Origin of the sequence: Fibrisoma montanum (genome assembly GCF_003583365.1) — a bacterium.
Lineage (GTDB): Bacteria > Bacteroidota > Bacteroidia > Cytophagales > Spirosomataceae > Fibrisoma > Fibrisoma montanum.
Genome location: NZ_QXED01000002.1, coordinates 335,197 through 354,384 on the forward strand (window position 1 = coordinate 335,197; position 19,188 = coordinate 354,384).

At 47.4% G+C, this 19,188-nt stretch carries 20 protein-coding genes; 15 read left to right on the top strand and 5 right to left on the bottom strand.

Going from position 1 to position 19,188, the window contains the following annotated elements; genetic code table 11:
• Positions 1 to 59: 59 nt before the first annotated feature.
• From DYU11_RS07235 to DYU11_RS07260, 7 genes are all read left to right on the top strand, one after another.
• Positions 60 to 3,905 (top strand): phage tail tape measure protein, encoded by a 3,846-nt coding sequence (locus DYU11_RS07235; protein WP_119666991.1) that lies wholly within the window; start codon positions 60 to 62, stop codon positions 3,903 to 3,905.
• 151 nt (positions 3,906 to 4,056) lie between these two features.
• Entirely contained in the window at positions 4,057 to 4,287 is a 231-nt protein-coding gene (locus DYU11_RS07240; protein WP_229365724.1) for a helix-turn-helix domain-containing protein, read from the top strand.
• Between the two features lie 140 nt (positions 4,288 to 4,427).
• Positions 4,428 to 4,838: a hypothetical protein gene (locus tag DYU11_RS07245; protein ID WP_119666993.1), complete on the top strand. Its 411-nt coding sequence runs from the start codon at positions 4,428 to 4,430 to the stop codon at positions 4,836 to 4,838.
• Between the two features lie 124 nt (positions 4,839 to 4,962).
• Positions 4,963 to 5,154 (top strand): hypothetical protein, encoded by a 192-nt coding sequence (locus DYU11_RS07250; RefSeq protein WP_119666994.1) that lies wholly within the window; start codon positions 4,963 to 4,965, stop codon positions 5,152 to 5,154.
• 2 nt (positions 5,155 to 5,156) lie between these two features.
• Positions 5,157 to 5,468, top strand: coding sequence for a hypothetical protein (locus DYU11_RS07255; RefSeq protein ID WP_119666995.1), 312 nt, complete (start codon positions 5,157 to 5,159; stop codon positions 5,466 to 5,468).
• A 154-nt stretch (positions 5,469 to 5,622) separates the two neighbouring features.
• Positions 5,623 to 5,835, top strand: a complete 213-nt coding sequence (locus DYU11_RS32950) for a hypothetical protein (RefSeq protein WP_147367898.1) — start codon at positions 5,623 to 5,625, stop codon at positions 5,833 to 5,835.
• 8 nt (positions 5,836 to 5,843) lie between these two features.
• A complete protein-coding gene (locus tag DYU11_RS07260; RefSeq protein ID WP_119666996.1) occupies positions 5,844 to 6,158 on the top strand; it encodes a hypothetical protein in 315 nt (104 codons plus the stop codon).
• Positions 6,159 to 7,307: 1,149 nt separating this feature from the next.
• On the opposite strand, the gene DYU11_RS33600 is transcribed toward DYU11_RS07260, so the two are convergent.
• Positions 7,308 to 8,003 carry a hypothetical protein gene (locus DYU11_RS33600; RefSeq protein ID WP_119666998.1) on the bottom strand — a complete coding sequence of 232 codons (696 nt, stop codon included), beginning with the start codon at positions 8,001 to 8,003 and terminating at the stop codon, positions 7,308 to 7,310.
• Between the two features lie 134 nt (positions 8,004 to 8,137).
• Positions 8,138 to 8,338, bottom strand: a complete 201-nt coding sequence (locus DYU11_RS07275; RefSeq protein ID WP_119666999.1) for a hypothetical protein — start codon at positions 8,336 to 8,338, stop codon at positions 8,138 to 8,140.
• Positions 8,339 to 8,684: 346 nt separating this feature from the next.
• On the opposite strand from DYU11_RS07275, the gene DYU11_RS07280 reads away from it, so the two are divergent.
• The gene (locus DYU11_RS07280) at positions 8,685 to 10,712 is read left to right on the top strand and encodes an autotransporter outer membrane beta-barrel domain-containing protein (protein ID WP_229365725.1); all 2,028 of its coding nucleotides are present in this window, start codon (positions 8,685 to 8,687) and stop codon (positions 10,710 to 10,712) included.
• Between the two features lie 94 nt (positions 10,713 to 10,806).
• Here DYU11_RS07280 and DYU11_RS07285 read toward each other — a convergent pair whose 3' ends face one another.
• Positions 10,807 to 11,352 carry an RNA polymerase sigma factor gene (locus DYU11_RS07285; RefSeq protein ID WP_119667000.1) on the bottom strand — a complete coding sequence of 182 codons (546 nt, stop codon included), beginning with the start codon at positions 11,350 to 11,352 and terminating at the stop codon, positions 10,807 to 10,809.
• Positions 11,353 to 11,557: 205 nt separating this feature from the next.
• On the opposite strand from DYU11_RS07285, the gene DYU11_RS33935 reads away from it, so the two are divergent.
• Positions 11,558 to 11,674 (top strand): YpsA SLOG family protein, encoded by a 117-nt coding sequence (locus DYU11_RS33935; protein WP_374755987.1) that lies wholly within the window; start codon positions 11,558 to 11,560, stop codon positions 11,672 to 11,674.
• An 80-nt stretch (positions 11,675 to 11,754) separates the two neighbouring features.
• On the opposite strand, the gene DYU11_RS07295 is transcribed toward DYU11_RS33935, so the two are convergent.
• Positions 11,755 to 12,951, bottom strand: a complete 1,197-nt coding sequence (locus tag DYU11_RS07295; RefSeq protein ID WP_199736686.1) for a M12 family metallopeptidase — start codon at positions 12,949 to 12,951, stop codon at positions 11,755 to 11,757.
• An 892-nt stretch (positions 12,952 to 13,843) separates the two neighbouring features.
• On the opposite strand from DYU11_RS07295, the gene DYU11_RS07300 reads away from it, so the two are divergent.
• The 6 genes from DYU11_RS07300 (at position 13,844) to DYU11_RS07320 (ending at position 18,175) form a co-directional block, all read left to right on the top strand.
• Positions 13,844 to 14,314, top strand: coding sequence for a hypothetical protein (locus DYU11_RS07300; protein WP_119667002.1), 471 nt, complete (start codon positions 13,844 to 13,846; stop codon positions 14,312 to 14,314).
• A 19-nt stretch (positions 14,315 to 14,333) separates the two neighbouring features.
• Entirely contained in the window at positions 14,334 to 14,918 is a 585-nt protein-coding gene (locus tag DYU11_RS07305; protein ID WP_119667003.1) for a hypothetical protein, read from the top strand.
• 304 nt (positions 14,919 to 15,222) lie between these two features.
• The gene (locus DYU11_RS32955; protein ID WP_147367899.1) at positions 15,223 to 15,588 is read left to right on the top strand and encodes a hypothetical protein; all 366 of its coding nucleotides are present in this window, start codon (positions 15,223 to 15,225) and stop codon (positions 15,586 to 15,588) included.
• Positions 15,589 to 15,593: 5 nt separating this feature from the next.
• A complete protein-coding gene (locus tag DYU11_RS07310; protein WP_158600233.1) occupies positions 15,594 to 16,910 on the top strand; it encodes a nucleoside 2-deoxyribosyltransferase in 1,317 nt (438 codons plus the stop codon).
• Positions 16,910 to 17,530 carry a 7-cyano-7-deazaguanine synthase gene (locus DYU11_RS07315; protein ID WP_119667005.1) on the top strand — a complete coding sequence of 207 codons (621 nt, stop codon included), beginning with the start codon at positions 16,910 to 16,912 and terminating at the stop codon, positions 17,528 to 17,530. The genes DYU11_RS07310 and DYU11_RS07315 overlap by 1 nt, the downstream gene beginning before the upstream one ends.
• Before the next feature lie 9 nt (positions 17,531 to 17,539).
• On the top strand, positions 17,540 to 18,175 hold the full coding sequence (locus DYU11_RS07320) for an HhH-GDP family DNA glycosylase (protein WP_119667006.1): 636 nt from the start codon (positions 17,540 to 17,542) through the stop codon (positions 18,173 to 18,175).
• A 12-nt stretch (positions 18,176 to 18,187) separates the two neighbouring features.
• Here the strand turns inward: DYU11_RS07320 and DYU11_RS07325 are convergent, their stop codons facing one another.
• Entirely contained in the window at positions 18,188 to 19,141 is a 954-nt protein-coding gene (locus DYU11_RS07325) for a DNA/RNA non-specific endonuclease (protein ID WP_229365726.1), read from the bottom strand.
• Between the last annotated feature and the right edge of the window lie 47 nt (positions 19,142 to 19,188).

Genomic DNA, 19,188 nt, shown 5'->3' on the forward strand with positions numbered 1-19,188 from the left:
TGGGTTAATCTTGGCTAGCCTGGCCGCAAAAGGCGTCTCACTTCAAAACCCATTATACCATGGCACAAGAGATCACTGCCAAATACAATCTCGATCTGTCGGAATTTTTCGACGGCATGGATCAGGTCAGCGACCGCCTTGATAAGGCCGATAATCGGCTGCAAAGTTACCGGCGGCAAAATCCGTTCGCGGCCGTCAATCAATCCGCTACACAGTTCAATCAGACGCTTGGACAACAGATACAGATCTACCAGCGGGTGCAGGCGGTAGAGAACTCCCTGCTGGCCGAACGCAAGCGGATGGAGAATCAGCTCAAAGACCTCAAAAGCCGGCAGCTTGAATTCCTGGCGGCCGGCCGGTACGGTGAGCTCAAAACCCAGATTGGTCAGGTCGAAGCGGCCCTACGCCGGATGAACGCTACGCTGGGGGAATCCTCCTCCCTTTGGGACCGGATCAAGACGAAAGCCGCCGGGCGCCTGCAGGGCGTGGGTGATTTCCTGTCGGGGCGTAGCCTGGCCGGTGGGCTGGCACAAATGGCGGGCGCGGTGGGCATTACCCTCAGCGTTGCCGATGCCGCTCGAAAGGCTGTCGTCGACTGGAAAGAGTTCGGGGCCAAGCTCTCGGAAGTATCGGCCATTACCGGTGTAACGGGTAAGGCGCTGGACTACCTGGCACAGCGGGCCCTGCAACTTCAGGACGATACCGGCATTGCCGCTACCGAGATCCTGCAGGCCTTTCAGAACATCGGCTCGATTAAGCCTGAACTGCTGGAAAATCAACAGGCGCTGGCTGATACGACCCAGGAGGTTATTGCCCTCTCGCAGGCGTCGGGGCTGAGTCTGCCTGATGCTGCGAAAGCGGCCTTGGGTAGTTTAAACCAGTTCAGCGAGGGAGCCGATCAGGCCAGTCGGTTTGTGAACGTCTTGGCCGCTGGAGCGCTCAAAGGGGCCTCTGAGATCAACGAAACGGCCGACGCTTTACAGAACTCGGGAACGGCCATGAAAGCGGCCGGTCTGAGTTTTGAACAGGGCAACGCGCTGATTCAATCGCTGGCGGGGGTAATGATCAAAGGTAGCGAAGCCGGTACCGGTCTTAGGAACGTACTGGTCAAACTCGAAACGCAGACCGACAAGAACCTGCGCCCGTCGGTGGTCGGGCTGGATCAGGCCCTGGAGAACGCGGCTAAGAAGTTTGATACAACCACCAAGCTGCAAAAGGTCTTTGGTGATGAGAATATCATCGTAGCCCGGCGCGTACTGGACACCCGGGAGGAGATTACCAAGATGACCCAGGCAATTACGGGAACTGACGTTGCCTATGAACAGCAGCGAAAGCGGATTGACAACCTGGCCGGTGATCTGGAAAAAGCCAGTGCCGCCATCACGGGTTTTTTCACCGCGGCTGGCCAGAGTCAGGACGGCTTTATGCGCCGGTTTGTGCAGAACTTCACCCGGCAGGTGCAGGACCTGACCAAAGGTAGATCCGAGTTGGTCGCTTTCTTTCGGGGCCTGAATCCGCTGAACGGCGGAGGGTTTTATTCGGCCGTGCGGGATGCCAATCGCCAACGGGAGTCCAATCAGATTGCCGATGCGTTGAAGAAAGAAACCGAAACCATCGTTCGGGATGCCCGCCGGTCGGTCAGCGAACAAACCCGGGCGCTGGAGCAAACCTTGACCCAACAGGGCCTCAGCGTACCTAAAGCGCAGAAAGCCGCGGCTGAGCGCGTCAAACAGCTACGGGATGAGGAGTACGCTCAAACCCGGGCCGATCACAACCGACTGCGGGCCGAATATGAACGGGCCGCTGCTAGTGAGCGTAGTCAGTTCGACAAACGCTTTGCCGATTCTCGTAAGCGCATCCTGGCCGCTCAGACGGCCCAAAAGCAGGCGACTGGTGAACTGGCCCGACTCAACCGGCAGGAAGCCGAACGGGCCGCTACGCTGGCCAATCTGGTCAACGAAGGGCCTACCGACGAGCAGAAGCAAAAGCAGGCTAAAAACCAGCGGGATGCCGAACGGGCAAGCATCGAGCATTACAAGTTGCTTCAATCAGCTCAGGACGACTACCTGAAGGAATTCAATGAGTTGCAGGAGAAATACGGGAAGGACCGGCTGGATAGCCTGCAAAAAGATGGGGAGGCTTATATCCTGGAAAAGGCCAAACTCGATAAAGTAGAAATCGAAGCCGAGCGTAAGCATCTGGAACGGCTGCTGCAACTGGCCGCGTCGAACAAAACCCGCATCAACAGCTTGACCGGCAAGCGCGAGATCGTACCCGATCAGTCGGTGAGTCTGGAACGCAATGCGCCCGACATCGCCCGGCAGTTTCAGCAGCGTACCAACGCCGTCGACGTGGAAGCCGACCGGCAGATTCGCGTACGTCGTATCCGGGAGCAGCGCGAACTGCTCAACACCCTGCGCGGCACCAATGAGCAGGAGCTGGCCCTGTTTGATAACAAGTGGGCCGAGATTCTGGCCCTCGAAGAAAAGAACGCGGGCACGTACGCCGAGATGTACAACCAGTACCAGAATGCCCGGGTCGATTACGTCAAACGGGGCAATGCCGAGGAGCTGGCCGCCTACGATGAAAAGTGGGAGCGCCTCTTGGCCGCCGAGGAAAAGAACGCTCCCAAGTACGCAGCGTTAGTAAAACAGCAGGCCCGGGAACGGCGCGATTTGATCTACGATCAGATCATCCGCGATGCCAAGGCGATCGAATCCATTGCCCTGTCGAACATCGAACTGCGTACGAAGGGGAATGATGAAACCGGTACGAGCTTTATCAAGCGTAATCAGATCGATGCCTTACAGGCGCAGGAGTTTGCCGCTGAACAGCAACTTACGGCCCTGCAAGGGCAGGCCAATCCGGCCAATACGCCGGAGATCAAACGCCTGGAAGCTTACGTAAAAGCCCTCAAGGATAAACGCAAGGAGATTCAACTGCTGAGCCCGGCCAACCGTGACGTCTGGGACTTGCTGGGTATTAGCAAAAGCTTCAAAGATGAAACCGAACGCGAAATCTTCCTTCGTTCGGTAGATGCTGTATTTCAGGCCGTGCAGGGCGCAACGCAGGCCATGATCGAAGCCAGTGAGCAGCGCATTGCCGCCATTGACCAGCAGATTCAAGCCAAGGAAGAACAGGTCCGTATCGAAGAGGAACGCGATAAGGAAGGGGCCGCTAACAACCTGAAACTGCGTAGGGCCGAGCTAGAAGATTTAAAGCGTCAGAAGGCCGAAGAGGAGGCCATTAAACGCAAATCCCAGCAGGTGCAACAGGCGCTTGATCTGGCTACGATGATTTCCTCACAGGCCGTAGCCGCGGCTAACCTGTTTCAGGCCTCCACCGAAGCCGCCAAGCAGAACGCCAAGCTGGGTCCCATCGTGGGCGTCATTGCGGCCGTGGCTGGAGTGGCTACTATCATTGCGACGCTGGTAGCGGCCCGTCAGAAGATCAAAGCCCTGTCGGCTACCCAGCTGCGCGAAGGGGGCCGGATTCCGCTGTCGGGCCGCACCCACGAGCGGGGTGGTCACCGCATCGACGGCACCGATATCGAAGTCGAGCGGGGCGAATGGGTAACCAATGCGAAGAGTTCGGAAAAATACGATTCGGTACTGGAAGCCCTCAATCAGGACAACCCACATAGAGCGTTACAGGAGTTGGCCGCAAAGGGTTTTGGTTTGCCGGAGGTAATTATTAAGCAGATTAGCCATCCGGACTTTGGCCCGGGTACGAACGACTTTTCAGCGCTCAAACGAAGCATCGATGAGATGGGCAGGCAGGTAAGTACGGTGCTGGCTAAAATCGAAAGCAACACCAAACCCGGTAAGCAGATTGTGCCGCTGGCTAACGGCAAGATCATGATCGTCGATGGTAGCCATACCAGCTTTCAGGATCCGCCAAAGTGAAGCTGCGTAAAGGCTGGTCAGGTTGCTGCCTGGCCAGCCTTTACCGTTGGCTCACTGAGTATCAAAGCGTACGTGTAGAGCTGGTAAGTTTGTAGGTTAAAACTAATATGACTGTTAAGCGTAATTCACCAAAGTAAAACGTATATTGCCCATGGTTCAACCATCAGAGGATATGTCAGAGATTGCCAAGCAGGTAGGCCAACGAATTAGACAAGCACGGGAAATGAAGGGGTTGACACAAAAAGAGCTGGCGAGCGCTTTAGGGGTGTCAGAAGCGGCTGTGTATAGATATGAGCAAGGGCAGAATTTTACATTAGATACTTTATGTAAAATAGCGAAAGCTGTTGGAGTGACGGTAGAGGAGCTAGTAAAAGGATACTGAAATTTTTTTCTCCTTAACCCAACATATATATTGGGTTTTATTATCTTTACAGAGTCAAGCGACAACAAAAAACCCCAACGCTTTACATTCTTGGCGGAATCAGCATTGGGGCATGTGTCACACTTAAACGCATAGTTCAAATGAACACAGAGCAAAATTACAACAATCCAGCGCACAGCGCAACCACCACCGAACCGTCTAACAGGCCCGTTGACCGTTCGACCCGCCCCGTATCACGTTCCATTGCGGACCTACACGATGACATTGTAAATGATGTAGGTGGTTACCTCAACTTTGAGTCTTTGCAAAGCACGCTTGATAACGTGTTGACTGCTCAACAGTGTTATCTTGAATCCTTTACTGGTATTGCTGAGGATCACGATAAAAATAAGCAATACACCATCTCCACCAACACAGTTGAGGTTGTATTCTCTCTTGGTAGGCTGGCGGTTTTTCTGGTGGGCATCGGTGAGAAGATGATGCTGGCGCGGGAAATTGCTTTAAAGGATCAAATTCCAAATCAAAAGAAAGACAATGAATCCGGCAGCTAGTATAGCCAACCCGGAGCCGGTTGGCTGATGTGCTTTGATACGCAGTGCATATTACTAAACAACAATAGTGCTGATACACACTTACGGACGTGTGTCAGCACTATATAAAACCCCAATAGACCTTATGCCATCTACCCCTGAACACCCCACTGTCACGGCCCAACGCCGGGCTGAACTGCTTGACTGTATTCGTGACAACGCCGTCAACCTGGCCGATGCCGTCCGACAGGCTAAGGCCGAAGGCCTACGTATTCGCTTAGATCAAGGCACGGACGATAGCGGCCAGTTTTGCATTAACGTAGTTCAAACCGTCTAATCATGGATCTACTCACCGCTTTTGCTCAGTTGCCTGAACTGGTTCGCAGTTTTACCCAGCTTCAAAAGGATATGGCTGACATCAAATCCCGTATTGACCCTCATCCAGATATACTGACCGTACCGGCTATTGTTGAGCGGTCTGGTTTTTCACCCAATGTCGTCCGTAGCTGGATTAACGAAGGTCGCCGGATTCCCGGCACGAACCGTGTCGAAAAGCTCCGTATCATGGACGGCATTACGGATGGCCCTTACCGCATTCGATGGGAAGAATGGCGACGATGGTTAGCTCTCTTCCCTGACATTCAGGCTTGAGCTACTAACTGGCTGGTAACAACTTTAACGACGACTTAATACTGTGGCTCAGCTATCGCTGTAGTTCTGCAAATTCACTCGGTTCAACTCTGAGCAACCAAACTTAAGTTAATCGATACCAAAAACAGAGGTATATATTAATTTTAAAACTTCCGTGAAAACAAACCCTGAGGTTCGCATTCCGTTTTCGGCATCATGTTGTCTGGTCTGCGTACACTCGGAACCGAAAGGAAAGACGTTGACCTGCCCGGCCTACCCCGATGGCATTCCCAGGCGGATCGATAACCGCAGCTATACGCACGACCGCATTGAAGCCGATCAACAGGGCACGCTGGTCTTTGAACCCGATCCGGTTTTTACACCATAAACCAAATTATGACACAAGAGTACATCCTGCTTACACCCGCTCAACTATCTAAACTGCTTAAGCAAACAATCGTGGCTGAGTTAGACGCTTTTAAAGCAATGGCGGTTCCTCATCCGGACGTGCTGAATATTCAAGCTATCGTTGAACGGAGTGGCTTTTCGTCCGATACCGTTCGCGGCTGGATTCTTCAGGGTAAACGTGTACCGGGTACCGGCCGGGTTGAGAAGCTCAAAGTGATGGACGGCATAAGCGACGGTCCTTACCGTATTCGTTGGGAAGAATGGCGACGGTGGCTCTCGCTGTTCCCCGATATTCAAGCCTGAGATGTTGGTTTAGTAAAGTTGCACGCCATGAGGTTGCAGTCCACAGATCCTGATAGCCAAGTTATTTCTGCGTACAAACCAGCAACTGTAAATCCTAAATCATCTATCCAATGACACAAGAATATATTTTACTGACACCGGCTCAGCTAACTTAACTGCTAAAACAACCCCTTGCCACTGAACTGGAGCACTTCAAAGCAATAGCATCTCAGCAGCATCCGGATATACTGAGCGTTCAGGCTATTGTCGAACGAAGCGGCTTTTCGCAAAATGTGGTCCGGAGCTGGATAAATGAAGGTCGGCGCGTGCCGGGAACGGGACGCATTGAAAAGCTAAAATCATTGATGGTATCAGCGACGGGTCTCACCGCGTCCGCTGGCAGGAATGGCAGCGCTGGCTTAGTCTGTTCCCCGATATTCAGGCATGAGACAGTCGGCAACTTTAACCCATGCTTAATGCCCTAGTTCGGTTGGCGAGATAGCTTTGCATCAACATTCACTCATAATGAATGTACGGTGTACTTCTCAATGACCTGACGTAATACGTTGGGTCATTTTTGTTGGCTGACAGCTACTCGTTAACGCTTCCGTATACCAGTCAAGGCACTACCTCTCAGTTGATTTTAAAGCCCTTACTTCAATATAATTGTAGCTTGAAGTCGACATTCTCAAGCAGTAGGTTTATGAAAATAAAGATCGAGATTGACTTAACTGATACTAACGTCAGATACCGTCAGCAATGCACCCAGGACGTTGCTGCGGGCAGCAGCGAAAAGATTGCGACGGCGGCCCAAGTGTTGATTGCCCAGATGTATAGCATACTGAAGACCAATGAGGCCCCGGCCGTCCACGAAGGGCCCCATTCGGTAGATGCCTGAGCACTTAGGCCTTTGGTGGAAAAAGCGTAAGTTTGTCTAGTCACCACATAGCTGGTTACAGCTTGTTGGTGTGGATAGGTTTATAAAAGCCTGGCTTTGTTAAGGTCAGGCTTTTTTGTTAGTGGGCCGGTATAAGCAGATTTTCTAGTCAGCGAAGCCTGTTGCTATTTTTCGCCATTTGGCACCATTTACGCTTATCACGCTTCGTATTAACAAAACACCCCGTGTATCTCACGGGGTGTTTTGTTAATAGGGGCTAAAAACAAGCCTGGCTACCGGCTGGATTTGGCAGAAGCGCCATCAGAAAGCTGGGCAGCTAACCGAAAGCGGGTTGTCAACGTAGCTAGTTGATCTTTGTCGATCCAGACTCGTGACTTACCTACGGCAATCAAGGTCTTATTGTCATTGTCACCTGTTTTTTCTTTCATCACAAACGCATACTGAAAGTCCTTGATCCCCGTAGCGGTTAACTCACCCGATAGCACTGCCAACGTTTTATAAGGAATGCTGTTGGATACGCCTTCATCTTGTGAGAAAATGGTGAACTTATTGGCGTTGCCAGCGATGAACGCCCCTTTTCCGTTCCCCTTGTCGCTGCCGTTGTTGGTAAAGTCATATTTGATGTCACCAGCGTCAGTTTGGTCGTAAAACTGATACTTGTAGTCATTGATGATCTTGCCTTTCTGCCATGGATCTTCAGGTCCATAAGGGCTCAGCATCTCAAAGGGAGATGCCTGGTAAGCACTGTTTGTTAAAAGCTTGGGAGGAACCTTGCCTTCGTTGATGGTCATGCCTTTTGAGCGTAGATCCTCAATGACCGTTTGTGGAATGATGTTCTGAATCTTGGTCGTAAAACCCTTCGTCGGATCGTCGTCGGCTTTTTTCTTGCAGGAGGTGGCGAAGAGCACAACAAACAGAAGGGGCGCGGCCCATATAGACCGCGGACAAGCAGTAATTTTAGTAAGCATGTGGATAGATTGTTAAAATTGATAACGTCACAATGATACACAGAAGACAAATGAAAACCTCCTCTACAGCTGCCCAAACGCTCTCTAAGCCGCTATATATGAGGTTTATGGCGGTTATAGTCTTTCCATATTTACTAAGCGGCCAATTCTGTTAACGGTTCGACCAGCAAGAACCAGATCAGCATCAGACCCATAGCTAAAAACACAAGAGCCGCCAGGCCGTACTGGATGCGGTGTCGCCACCCCTGCGTAGTCGTTTTGGCTTCATGAACAAACAGTCCGCAGGCGAGCAGTTGTAAGACGGCGGATAGACTGATAAGTACAATTTTTACCATATACAAGCGGGTATAGCGAGTAGGTAATGTACTCATAAGGCCTACCTGCAACAAGCTGAAGTTGAGTAAACGCTTCTGTTTTACACAAGCGGAGGTAAGAGTATATAAAGAGACTATGAAGCCCAGCCCAATTTAATCTAAGGTTAATACGCTGGTTGCGTGAGGAAAATATCTTTGCCCAGCGACATCCGGTTCATAACGGATGTACGGTGGGATACTCAATGGCCTGGTGGTATGCATCAGGCCATTTTTGTTTCAGCTTGGTTGGTAGTGTCTAATGATAATACTTGTAAATATTCATTGCTTACTTGTAATTTTCGAAAGACAACCCTCGTTTACTATAACCATGAAAAAACAGCTTTACTTCACCTTCCTGTTATTGCTTCTGTTTGCCCAGCACAACGCTCGGGCTCAGACGAATTATGTAGCCGCTACCGGCAATGTAGAAAGCCCGGGGCTACAGAACACATTAGTAGGCGTACAGGCCAGTAACGGTGCCCCAAATGGTGACGGCAACACGCTCGTGGGTTATCAATCGGGCTATTCACAGACACAAAGTTTTTTTAACACGTTTGTTGGCCGTCAGTCTGGCTACTCCAACACGACAGGAAGTAACAATGTGTTCGTGGGCAGTTCAGCAGGTTATTCGACTGCTTCGGGTAATGGAAATACTTTTGTTGGCAGCCAGGCAGGTCAAAACAACAATGGTAATAACAATTCATTTTTTGGCAATCAGGCTGGCTTCGCAAATACGTCAGGGAATAGCAATGTGTTCTTTGGCAATCAGGCTGGCTCTTCGAATACAACCGGCGGGTCTAATGCTTTCATTGGGGGCAATGCCGGACGAAGCAACATAAATGGAATCTTTAATGTGTTTCTGGGCCAAAATGCCGGCTCAAATAACACAGCCGGCAGGCAAAATACCTTTTTAGGGGGTATAAGTGGATTTTCAAATACATCCGGAAACAATAATACACTAGTGGGTTACCAAGCCGGTGCCTCTAATACGACGGGACAGAACAATACGTTTATTGGTGTCGATGCAGGCATCAGTAATACCACCGGATATGGCAACGCCTACATAGGTATCGGAGCAGGATCGAACGGAGTAACCGGCAACCTCAATGTAGCGGTGGGTGATTCAGCAGGGTACAGTAACACAGTTTCGAGTAACGTCTTTGTTGGCTCTAAAGCTGGTTATGCAAATGTTAGCGGTAGCCAGAACACATTTATTGGCTTTCAGACAGGTTTCCGCAACACGGCAACCGCCAACCTGTTTGTCGGCTACCGGGCTGGAGAGAATAACACTACAGGTCAGTTTAATTCGTTCCTGGGCGTACAGGCCGGCTTGAACAACAACACCGGCTCCTCCAACTACTTCTTTGGCACCAACTCCGGAGCAGCCAATACCAGTGGTACGGGCAATTACTTCCTGGGCGATAACGCTGGGGGCGGCAACATCACCGGTGGTTTCAACATTTACATTGGTGCCAATGCTGGTAATGGTGTCAACGTCAATGGCTCCAACAACCTAGCCATAGGTTTTGAAGCGGGTCGGGCCAACGTAGCGGGTATCAACAACACCTTTTTAGGCTTCCGGGCCGATGCCGGAGCCAATGGGCTAAGCAATGCGACGGCCATCGGTAACAACGCCCGTGTTAACGTCAGCAATGCCGTTGTGCTGGGCAATGGGGCTAACGTGGGTATCGGCAACTCAGCCCCTACCGCTCGGCTTCATGTGACGACGGGCGCCGCTAACCAATCAGGTGTGCGACTGGAAAACCTGACCAGCGCTTCACCGGCTAGCCTGACCAACCAGACCAAGTTCCTGACCGTCGACGGCTCGGGTAACGTTATCCTGGCCAGCACCACCAGCGGAGGGCGGGAAGCGGCCACCGAAAGCCTGTGGCAGCGCAACGGGCGTTTCCTGACCAGCTCAGCGGACAACGCGGTAGTCATTGGCCAGAATGTAGGTAAAACTCCGGCCGGCTACCGTTTGTACGTGGCCGATGGGATCCTGACTGAGAAGGTCAAAGTAGCCATCAAGAACTCGGCCGACTGGTCAGATAAAGTTTTTGCCCCAACCTACTCGTTGACGCCACTAGCTGAGGTGGAGCAGTACATTAACACCCATCAACATCTGCCGGGTGTACCCTCAGCCGATGAGGTCGTTAAGAACGGGGTTGACGTGGGTAAGATGGATGCCAAGCTCCTGGAGAAGATTGAGGAACTAACGCTGTACTCGATTCAGCTGGAAAAGGGTAACCAGACTCAGCAGCGTTTAAATGATAAGCAGCAGCAGATGTTGCAGCGGCAACAAGCCGAAATTGACGAACTCAAGAAGCTGGTTCAACAACTCCTTCAGCGTAAGTAAAAGTCAGATGTGATCGAAGAAAGCCCGTTTTAATGAACGGGCTTTTGTTTTTCAGTTGGTACGTTCAGGGTTGTGCTGCCCTCAAGGTAGATAATTAACCCGCTAGTTGCTGGTAGCGGCTATGAATCTTATCACGCGTCCGCTTCAGGCGCATCTTGACGGCCGATGCTCTGATGCCTAATTGCTGGGCAATGGCTTCAATACTTAGCTCCTCTTCGTACCGGAGCCGCAGCAGCGTCCGCTCAGCCGCCGGTAAGCCATTGACAACACCCTTTAGCTGCTGTATACGTTCTTCCGTCCCAGCTTGTTCGTTCTCATCGATGCAATCGTGTTGGTCGCCCTCAAAGGCCTGCGTGCTGATGCGCTTGCCTCGCTGGTGCTGATCGGCGCAGTAGTTGTAGGTCACCGAGTAGAGCCAGGTGGAAAAACGGGAGTTTCCCTGAAACGAGCTTAGCTTGGCAAAGACTTTCAGAAAGATGTCGTGGGTAAAGTCCTGGGCCTGCTCGCCGTCTTTGGTAAAAGTCAGGCAGCGGTGGTAGACTTTGTTGACGTAGCGGCTATAGAGTTCGTCAAAACACGCCGAAGGATTAGTGGGTAAGTGCTGCTCGATGAGGGCTTCGTCGGTCAGAGGTGGTATCATGTACTGGCCAGGTAAACAGTCGATGAGTGATTAAGTGATCTATCTTTCCTTTAGCCATATTTAGGTAAAGAGTGCATTTACGGGCAATGCCAACACTTGGATGCATGATCCTTGAAGAATGTAAGAAGTTCTTTAAATGCTTACAATTGAAATACTTACCCTTTGATAGCTTGTATCTATGAGGGCGTATTAACTTGAACGGATCATCTCCGGCGGTCAGACTGGCATTGATCAGATGGCTCTGGAAGTAGCCCGGTCCTTGGGCGTACCAACCGGTGGCATGGCTCCGAAAGGTTGTCTAGTAGTTGAGATTGAGTACTAATCAACTTGATACAGTTTACATCAAAAAGGATCGTGCTCGTTCGTTAAGCACGATCCTTTTTAATAAACCGTAAAGACTTTTTATCGAGGCACGTAGTCTAAGGCATCGATTAACGTAATTGCCTCTTGATAGCACTCACCGACAACTTCGCCATAAGAATTGTATTGGCAGGCTCCGTAAATACGATCAACCAAGATTGATTGTGTACCGCCCGGGATGGTAAGGGTATTGTTATTTATACCACCATACCGATCATGTTTCCGGTATTGAATAGGTAACTGGTTTGGTAATGACAGTGGGATTGTACAGGCATCATCAGCAAAAACTTGGAAGTAAACATCGTAAGTTATTCGCTGAGTGCCTGACGGATCCGTATAGCTTTCAATGACGTTGTAAAAAGGCCGTACTCTGGGGCCAAAATACATTCGATTTATAGTTTCGATGTCTCCTCCGGATAGACCGTTGCGTTGTACGCCAAAAGTAGATCCATCCAGGCGCGTAATAACCGGTTGAGTGCCGCCGGGCTCAAAAGAGGCATACATCATAACGGAGCCAAAGTCCAGATCACCAAATTCGAAGCCAGCAAAGCCCAAATCTGGGTATCTATTGTAGTTAACAGGGGCAGCCGCTGGGTTAAGCGAGTTGTTGATGTTGACAATTACAAAGTTGTCTCGATCTGCTCGCTGATGTTCGTGAAACAGGCCCAAGGCATGCCCTATCTCATGAATGGTGTTGCCAGTAGAGCATCCGGGCGCTAACGTAATTGTCTGTTGCCCGCCCCGTCGGCCCACAGCCGAGGAACAGCCGTTACCAGGGACGAACTCAACGTAATCAGGTTGGTTTGTGCGTTGTACAAACCGAATCCCGGTCACCCCTTGCCAGTGGTTAATGGCATCTGTCACCCTGCCTTGATCAGTAAGGTTGGGGTTAATCGTATAGTATACTACACCCCCAGGCCATAACTGAGCACTATTAACTAAACCGGTTCTGGCTCCTTTCAGCTTAAGCACACTCTGCTTGTAAGCCTCCATTTGCTTGGCAGAAAAGCGCATGTCCCCAATGGTGTACTCGTCGCCTTTCTTGATAAAACTGACGTTTTCTTTCCCTAAGTTCAATTGAACGGCAACGCCAGGGTCCTCTGGATTGTAGACCTCCCAGGCGGTAGGATCATCTAGAACAGGTTTGGGAGTTGTTCGGGGACTAGCTGCCTCTCGGTCGTCATTACAGGCTGATAACCCTGCCAATAAAAGAAAGATGTAACAGTAAGACGTTTTCATTTAGTTTAAGTTGATTAAGAGTTAAATAATCCCTTAAACTTATACAGTTTATTACCTATTTAGAGTATTTTATATTATTATGTAAATGTTATGTTGTATTATATATATAATTATTATTCTAAAATTACTTATACGAAAGTAGCGATTATTACTTTGTCTATGAGCGGATTACTAACTCCAGAGGGTTACGCCTGTAGTTTTCAATCTCCAGAATTCTGAGTATAAATGATCAAATAAATATAAACCGATAAATTATTGTACGGCCTTCTAATCAGTTATCAATTTGATCAGAGAAGTGTATACAAAACTCTTCTAAACTTTAAATACAGCCAGTTAGTAACAAGTTTTGCCTCTACCGTTCACTCAATTTGTAACCTATTACACAGAGTATGTCCCAAAATTATAAGAGACTGTCCCAAAACTGTAAGCGTCTATACACTACTATTTCTCAAATTTGTACCAAGTATTAGCAGCGTAGATATGCCAATATAAATCGCTGGCCACTCACTTACCTTTTAGTACTATATCCTATAAACCTGCGTAACCAGTCCACATTATGAAAAGCAAGTTTTGCATCTTGGCTTTATTCACCCTGCTCAGTTGTGTCGGTGGTGGTGACCCGTCTCCTTCAAGCAGTAAAACCAACCGATGTGGTTGTTCGAAGTACAACAAATCTCAGTGCGGTTCGCATTTGTCTTGTTATTGGAAAGTTGGCACTGGCTGCACCTGCTAACCAATGGGATTTTCGTATCGTCGACGCGTTAGCCTGGGAGGGGGGACCAGCGTCAACTTCAGTAAGTCAGGAGTCTCGTTTAGCCAACGTACATCGTGGGGTAGCATCAGTAGCCGAGGGATTAGTTTCCGAACTGGCGTTCCAGGCTTAAGCTACCGAATGAATTTTGGTCGGGGCAAGAACGCCGGCTATGCTCTTCTGGCCTGGCTAATGGTGCTGGCCGTTATTGGGCTTATAACTGCGGCTTACTATGCGTTGCTGGCTTCGGCTTGGCTTCTGGCCAAAGGCTTTGAATGGAGCCGCTTTGCTTACTACCAGATCCGAACCAATCTCTTACGGAGAAAATTGGACGAGCATCCATTAGGATCAATTCTTCTTGGGCAGTACGACTATACAGGCGTTGATGTAGCACCCGATCAGCAGCCGTATTTCCTGCTGAAAGAGCAGCAGTTTCGAAAGTGGCTTTATAGTGAGCTGTATCCTTTCGCCCCCGACCTACAAGGCCAGATCTTGAAGTATCAGTATAGCGTACTGACTGGCGAATTTGAGATCAGCGGCTTTGATAATGAGCAGTTAGCTAACCGCATTACTAGTTATTTGTCTGACGTCCCATCCTATCAATTAACTTAAAGCCAACCTCTTTATAGGTATGAAAAAGCTGTATATGGTCCTCAGCTTCTTTTTGTTGCTGTTCCTTACCAATTGCACTCAACGCATTCAACACAGCAAAGAAAAAAGCATTGAGCAAAGTAATGACGAAGACCTTGTCCAATATAATTATGTAGTCTCGATCTCCTCGCCCTTGTTTGAAGAAGCATCCACTGACAGCCGACAATTAGATGACTTGATGCCAGGTGATACAATCAGTTGTACAGGCAAACCAATAGAACTAACTGAATGGCGGCTTGTGGAATACAAGGGGTATCGCGTATACGCTTATAACCCTTACGTTTATGCGGTGGCTTCAAAACGTTATCCCAAAGGAACCAAGATCAGCTTCAAACCTGCTACTGATTATCCGGTTCAAGTTGCTTCACAGGAAGTGAGTTCCCCTAGTTCTGGCTATACGCCCTCAACCGGAGCCACTATTCACACGGGACCGCGTGGAGGTCGGTACTACATCAACCGCAACGGCAACAAGACATACATAAGCAGTAAGCGAAGCTCGAGCAGCGGTAGCTATCGGAGCCGTAGTAGCAGTTACCGTTCAGGTGGAGGCTATCGCCGTCGTTAGGTAAGATCATGAAGCGATTAGCACTACAGATAGGTGTTGTTCTGATCTCAGTAACGTCGGTATTCAGCCAACAGCCTGGCACGTACAACCATCCGCGTAAGCAAGTTCGTAAGAAGCCAGCCGCGGCTGCCGTGCTCATCTGTAGTAGTCGTTCAGCTTATGCCTACCACAGCTACGAGTGTCACGGCTTGGCCAGGTGTCGATCCGGAGTACGTCGAGTTAGCGTGAGTGAAGCCAGGAGCATGGGGTACCGGCCGTGTAAGAATTGTTATTAATAAAGCACAAAACATAAATCAATTAAAACATGGGATCAACAGGCACCGGAAATTTTAGCGATTATCCAGGTAGCTCAAGCAGCGACGGAAAGACAGGAGGTAAAAGTGGTCAAGATTTATGCTCTCAAGCATTTTCTACAGCCTTAGAAGATATAGAACGAAGCGATTATTATTTAAGACATCAAAAGCTACCCTCCGCTGGGACAGAAGTCTATGTTCAGAAACAAAAAAGACTTGTTGTAACAACCAAGGATAATGTAGTAATAGGGCACTTGCCTACAAAATATAACTACTTAGCCGGATGTATGGAAGGGGGATTAAATTTCCAAGGATTAGTAACAAACGCTGCATCCAGCCCGATTTCAAAAATTATTGTAGATATAGCTCCCGCCTAGCATTAATGAAAGAGAATATTTGTTTAGTTGGCGAAATTATTGTCGACCTTACTTTAAAACCTGAAAAAAAGCTGAGGTTAGGTGGTATCTTACATGCTGCGAGAGCTTTATGGGCCGTTGATGCCCAATATGATTTGCTTTATTTTGCTCCCGCTTATTTACATAATCAAATAAAAAAGTTTGCTTCACTGCATGGAGCTAGTAATGTGATATGTATAGGTGAAGTCGAAGGAGCTCCAAATATTATTTTAATCGAAGAAGCAAAAGAAGTTGGAAACCAAGGATATGAGTTAATCCTTGAAGATGAGTACGATGTCAGATACAATCTCTTTGAGTTGAAAAAATACCTGCAAAGAGGACTATGCTCTGATATAGTGATATTTTCTGGACAATTTAACTTCGAAAAAATTGTAAAAGAACTGGAAGGTTATGATGCACGCTTCCATGCAGATATAGCTAATGCTTTTAAAAATATTTCACCGCTAAAAAAGTGTAATGTAAGATTTGAAACTCTATTTATTTCAACTTCATCAAATTTATTTTTAAGTTTTTTTAACTCTGACGTAGAAGCTTTAAATAATTACTTACTATCTAATCACTGTAATAATTTATTGTTCAAGCAAAATCGTGGAGGGGCTGTACTTTTCGAAGGGGATGGTCAAGAAAATTTTATAGGCGCTCAAATTCGTAAAATATCGCATTCTGTAGGCGTTGGAGACTGCTTTGATGTAATCTATGTAAACGCAAAAAGGAATCTCAACTCAACAGAGGCTCTGTCTTACGCTTCCTGGATTGCTGCTGATTATGCTACCACTTCTTTTCCCGATGACTTTAAAGCACTTACAAAAAAGACTTTATTATTAGACAAAAATTTTATTTTAGAAAATAAAGGTATATATCTTCCTTGGTCTTTACGAACGTCCATTAATATATATATTGCTGGAGCAGATTTTGACTTCAAAGACACGGCATTTATCAATGCTTTATATGAATGCCTCAAATATCATAACTTCTCGCCAAGAAGGCCAGTTCAAGAAAACGGCCAAATGGAAGCGGATGCCTCTCTATCAAGACGCCAAGAATTATATGAAAACGACCTCAAAATTCTTAAAGAATGTCAAATAGTGATTGCTGTATTAACGGATAATGACCCTGGCACGTTAGTTGAGATCGGAATTGCAAGTGCTTGGCAAATCCCAATTTTACTATTTGATCCATACAATATGGCTAAAAATTGTATGCTTACGCAGTCATGTAATTTTATAACAAATTCAATGGATGATTTAATTGACGAGGTGTTTAGACTTTCAATACGACTATAATGGCTTTAAACAATAGTATTCTTTTAGCATCTGGTGGGTTAGACTCCACAACGTTAGCCTACTGGTTAAGAAGTAATGAAATTGATTTTTTACCAGTATTTATTAATTACGGGCAACATTGTGCTTCAACAGAATTGGAGACTTTACGCCAAGTTCTTCCCGGAAAATTAGCTAAGAAAATCGAAGTAATTGACGTATCTGCTGTATATAAATACAGTCAATCTCTTTTAATAAGAGAGCCTGATTTATGGAATGATAAAGTTGATTATAAACGCCTCTATTTGCCTTACAGAAGCTTATTACTTTTAACTGTCGGAGCTTCTTTCGCTCAAAGTATTAATTGTAACAACGTCTATGCTGCTTTCATCAACAGTAATCATGCCCAAGAAATAGATTGTTCAGCTCAATTCTTTAATTCATTGGAGACTGTTTTTGAAGATTATGGTGGTGTTAGTATTATTATGCCGTTCAGATACATGAGTAAATATGAAGTAGCTCAATTGGGCATTGAGCTTAAAGCTCCAATAGGAAAAAGTTTTTCATGTCAAGCTTCAAGTGATATTCCATGTGGAGCTTGTCCTAACTGTGTTGATAGATTAGAAGCTATACAGTCGTTATAATATACAATTATGAAAGCTTTAATAAATGCTAGAATCCTTGCAGACTACATTCTTAATCTTTCAAATTTTTGTATCACTGACAGGGAGGAAAGAGTTTCTTACAATCACATAGGTGCGCTTTTGGCTGATGTTATCTTGCAATCTGGTTTGAATTATAAGCATGTGGTTTTTCCTAGAGTCCAACGAATATTAATTGAATATTCAGAGTATAATACTACAACTTCATTTCATAAACTGTTAGACGAAAACGGACCAAGATATGTAATAAATTGGACGCACCCTGAGAAAATAAATAGAATTATGTCTGTTATTAGCCTTTTAAAAAAGTATGGCATAAGAAATGAAGATGAATTTAAATTTTGGCTTACCTCAGAAGAGAACGTTGAAATATTATTAGCACTTAAAGGGATAGGTCCTAAAACGATCGACTACTTAAAAGGGTTACTCAATATTCCAGGTGTAGCAGTAGATAGACACGTAAAAGCTTTTATAGCGCAAGCTGGTCTCAGATTGAACGATTATAGTGAGATAAAGAAAACTGTCGAATTCTCAGCTGATCTATTAGGGATTTCAAGAAGTAGTATAGATTACAGCATTTGGGTTTACATGAGCGAAAAACAATATATTATTTCTAAAAACAAGTAATAAGAGTGGTATCTATAGAGGCAATAAATCAATATTGTTCTCTAATATTAGTTCTATGTCTTGTGGAACGTTCTTTAACAGGTCCAACCGAGTCCGCTTCTCCACCTCATCCACGCTAGTCCGATAAGTACCCCACGACTGTTCACCCACTGCGTTTGTGTTATCCATCCAAACGGCAATAACCCTCGTCTGAGCGTTGATCCGGTTTAAGTCGTCAGTTCCTACTGGTAGCACTACAATCACTTTCCAGAGGGCAGAGGGAACCGTAATACGATTGATACCGATAACCCGAGCCGCTCCGTTGTCGCCTGTACCTCCTATGCCTGATGTACCTGCTATGATATAAAGCTCGTTGCCTTCGCTGACTAGCTTACGGCAATACTCCTCCAGCAACCTCCAGGCTTGCCGGTTATGCTGCGGAGCCTGCGGTACGATGTTCGACAGTAAGAACGTTGACCGGTTCTCCTCGGCCGTACTATCCCGATCATCTGAGGGGCAGAGGTGGCCACGGTCAAAGCCGGTATTGGTGTAGTCGCCATGCACCGCCCGGTCCCATCCGCTGGGTAATGACGTATCGGTTATAAAGTTTCCAGCGTACCGGCTGGCACTGCCTTTCCAGGCTGCACTTAAATGCCATGAACACCAGTTAGCCAGATTGCGGTTTCTGTTGTAGGAAAGCGTGTAGGTCGGCCTGACGATTAGATAAGCAGATTCGCTGGAAGGTTCAGCCTTGGCGCCGTCAGGATTACCTAGCGCTAGGTTATCATCCCGGGTAGGGAAGTTGGCGGTAGGGGTAGGGTCAGTCCCTTTTTTGCATTCAGTAAGAAGAAAGACTAACGATAAAAGCAACCACAGACGGATGGTTGATAGACGCATGATTTGAGTTGTGAGTAAGTTGTTGTACCTGACGTTGTACCAAAGAACAAAAAAGCCGATCAACACAATAGTTAATCGGGTATATTTCAATCAGTTAAGTGACCATGGGGAGACTCGAACTCCCATACCTTGAAGGC

Coding starts and splice junctions, on each gene's coding strand:
- DYU11_RS07240 (WP_229365724.1), top strand. CDS start 4,057: ATGGTTCAACCATCAGAGGATATGTCAGAGATTGCCAAGCAGGTAGGC.
- DYU11_RS33600 (WP_119666998.1), bottom strand. CDS start 8,003: ATGCTTACTAAAATTACTGCTTGTCCGCGGTCTATATGGGCCGCGCCC.
- DYU11_RS07315 (WP_119667005.1), top strand. CDS start 16,910: ATGGCTTTAAACAATAGTATTCTTTTAGCATCTGGTGGGTTAGACTCC.
- DYU11_RS07260 (WP_119666996.1), top strand. CDS start 5,844: ATGACACAAGAGTACATCCTGCTTACACCCGCTCAACTATCTAAACTG.
- DYU11_RS07255 (WP_119666995.1), top strand. CDS start 5,157: ATGGATCTACTCACCGCTTTTGCTCAGTTGCCTGAACTGGTTCGCAGT.
- DYU11_RS07305 (WP_119667003.1), top strand. CDS start 14,334: ATGAAAAAGCTGTATATGGTCCTCAGCTTCTTTTTGTTGCTGTTCCTT.
- DYU11_RS07320 (WP_119667006.1), top strand. CDS start 17,540: ATGAAAGCTTTAATAAATGCTAGAATCCTTGCAGACTACATTCTTAAT.
- DYU11_RS07250 (WP_119666994.1), top strand. CDS start 4,963: ATGCCATCTACCCCTGAACACCCCACTGTCACGGCCCAACGCCGGGCT.
- DYU11_RS32955 (WP_147367899.1), top strand. CDS start 15,223: ATGGGATCAACAGGCACCGGAAATTTTAGCGATTATCCAGGTAGCTCA.
- DYU11_RS07245 (WP_119666993.1), top strand. CDS start 4,428: ATGAACACAGAGCAAAATTACAACAATCCAGCGCACAGCGCAACCACC.
- DYU11_RS07295 (WP_199736686.1), bottom strand. CDS start 12,951: ATGAAAACGTCTTACTGTTACATCTTTCTTTTATTGGCAGGGTTATCA.
- DYU11_RS07275 (WP_119666999.1), bottom strand. CDS start 8,338: ATGGTAAAAATTGTACTTATCAGTCTATCCGCCGTCTTACAACTGCTC.
- DYU11_RS07300 (WP_119667002.1), top strand. CDS start 13,844: ATGAATTTTGGTCGGGGCAAGAACGCCGGCTATGCTCTTCTGGCCTGG.
- DYU11_RS07280 (WP_229365725.1), top strand. CDS start 8,685: ATGAAAAAACAGCTTTACTTCACCTTCCTGTTATTGCTTCTGTTTGCC.
- DYU11_RS07310 (WP_158600233.1), top strand. CDS start 15,594: ATGAAAGAGAATATTTGTTTAGTTGGCGAAATTATTGTCGACCTTACT.
- DYU11_RS07285 (WP_119667000.1), bottom strand. CDS start 11,352: ATGATACCACCTCTGACCGACGAAGCCCTCATCGAGCAGCACTTACCC.
- DYU11_RS07235 (WP_119666991.1), top strand. CDS start 60: ATGGCACAAGAGATCACTGCCAAATACAATCTCGATCTGTCGGAATTT.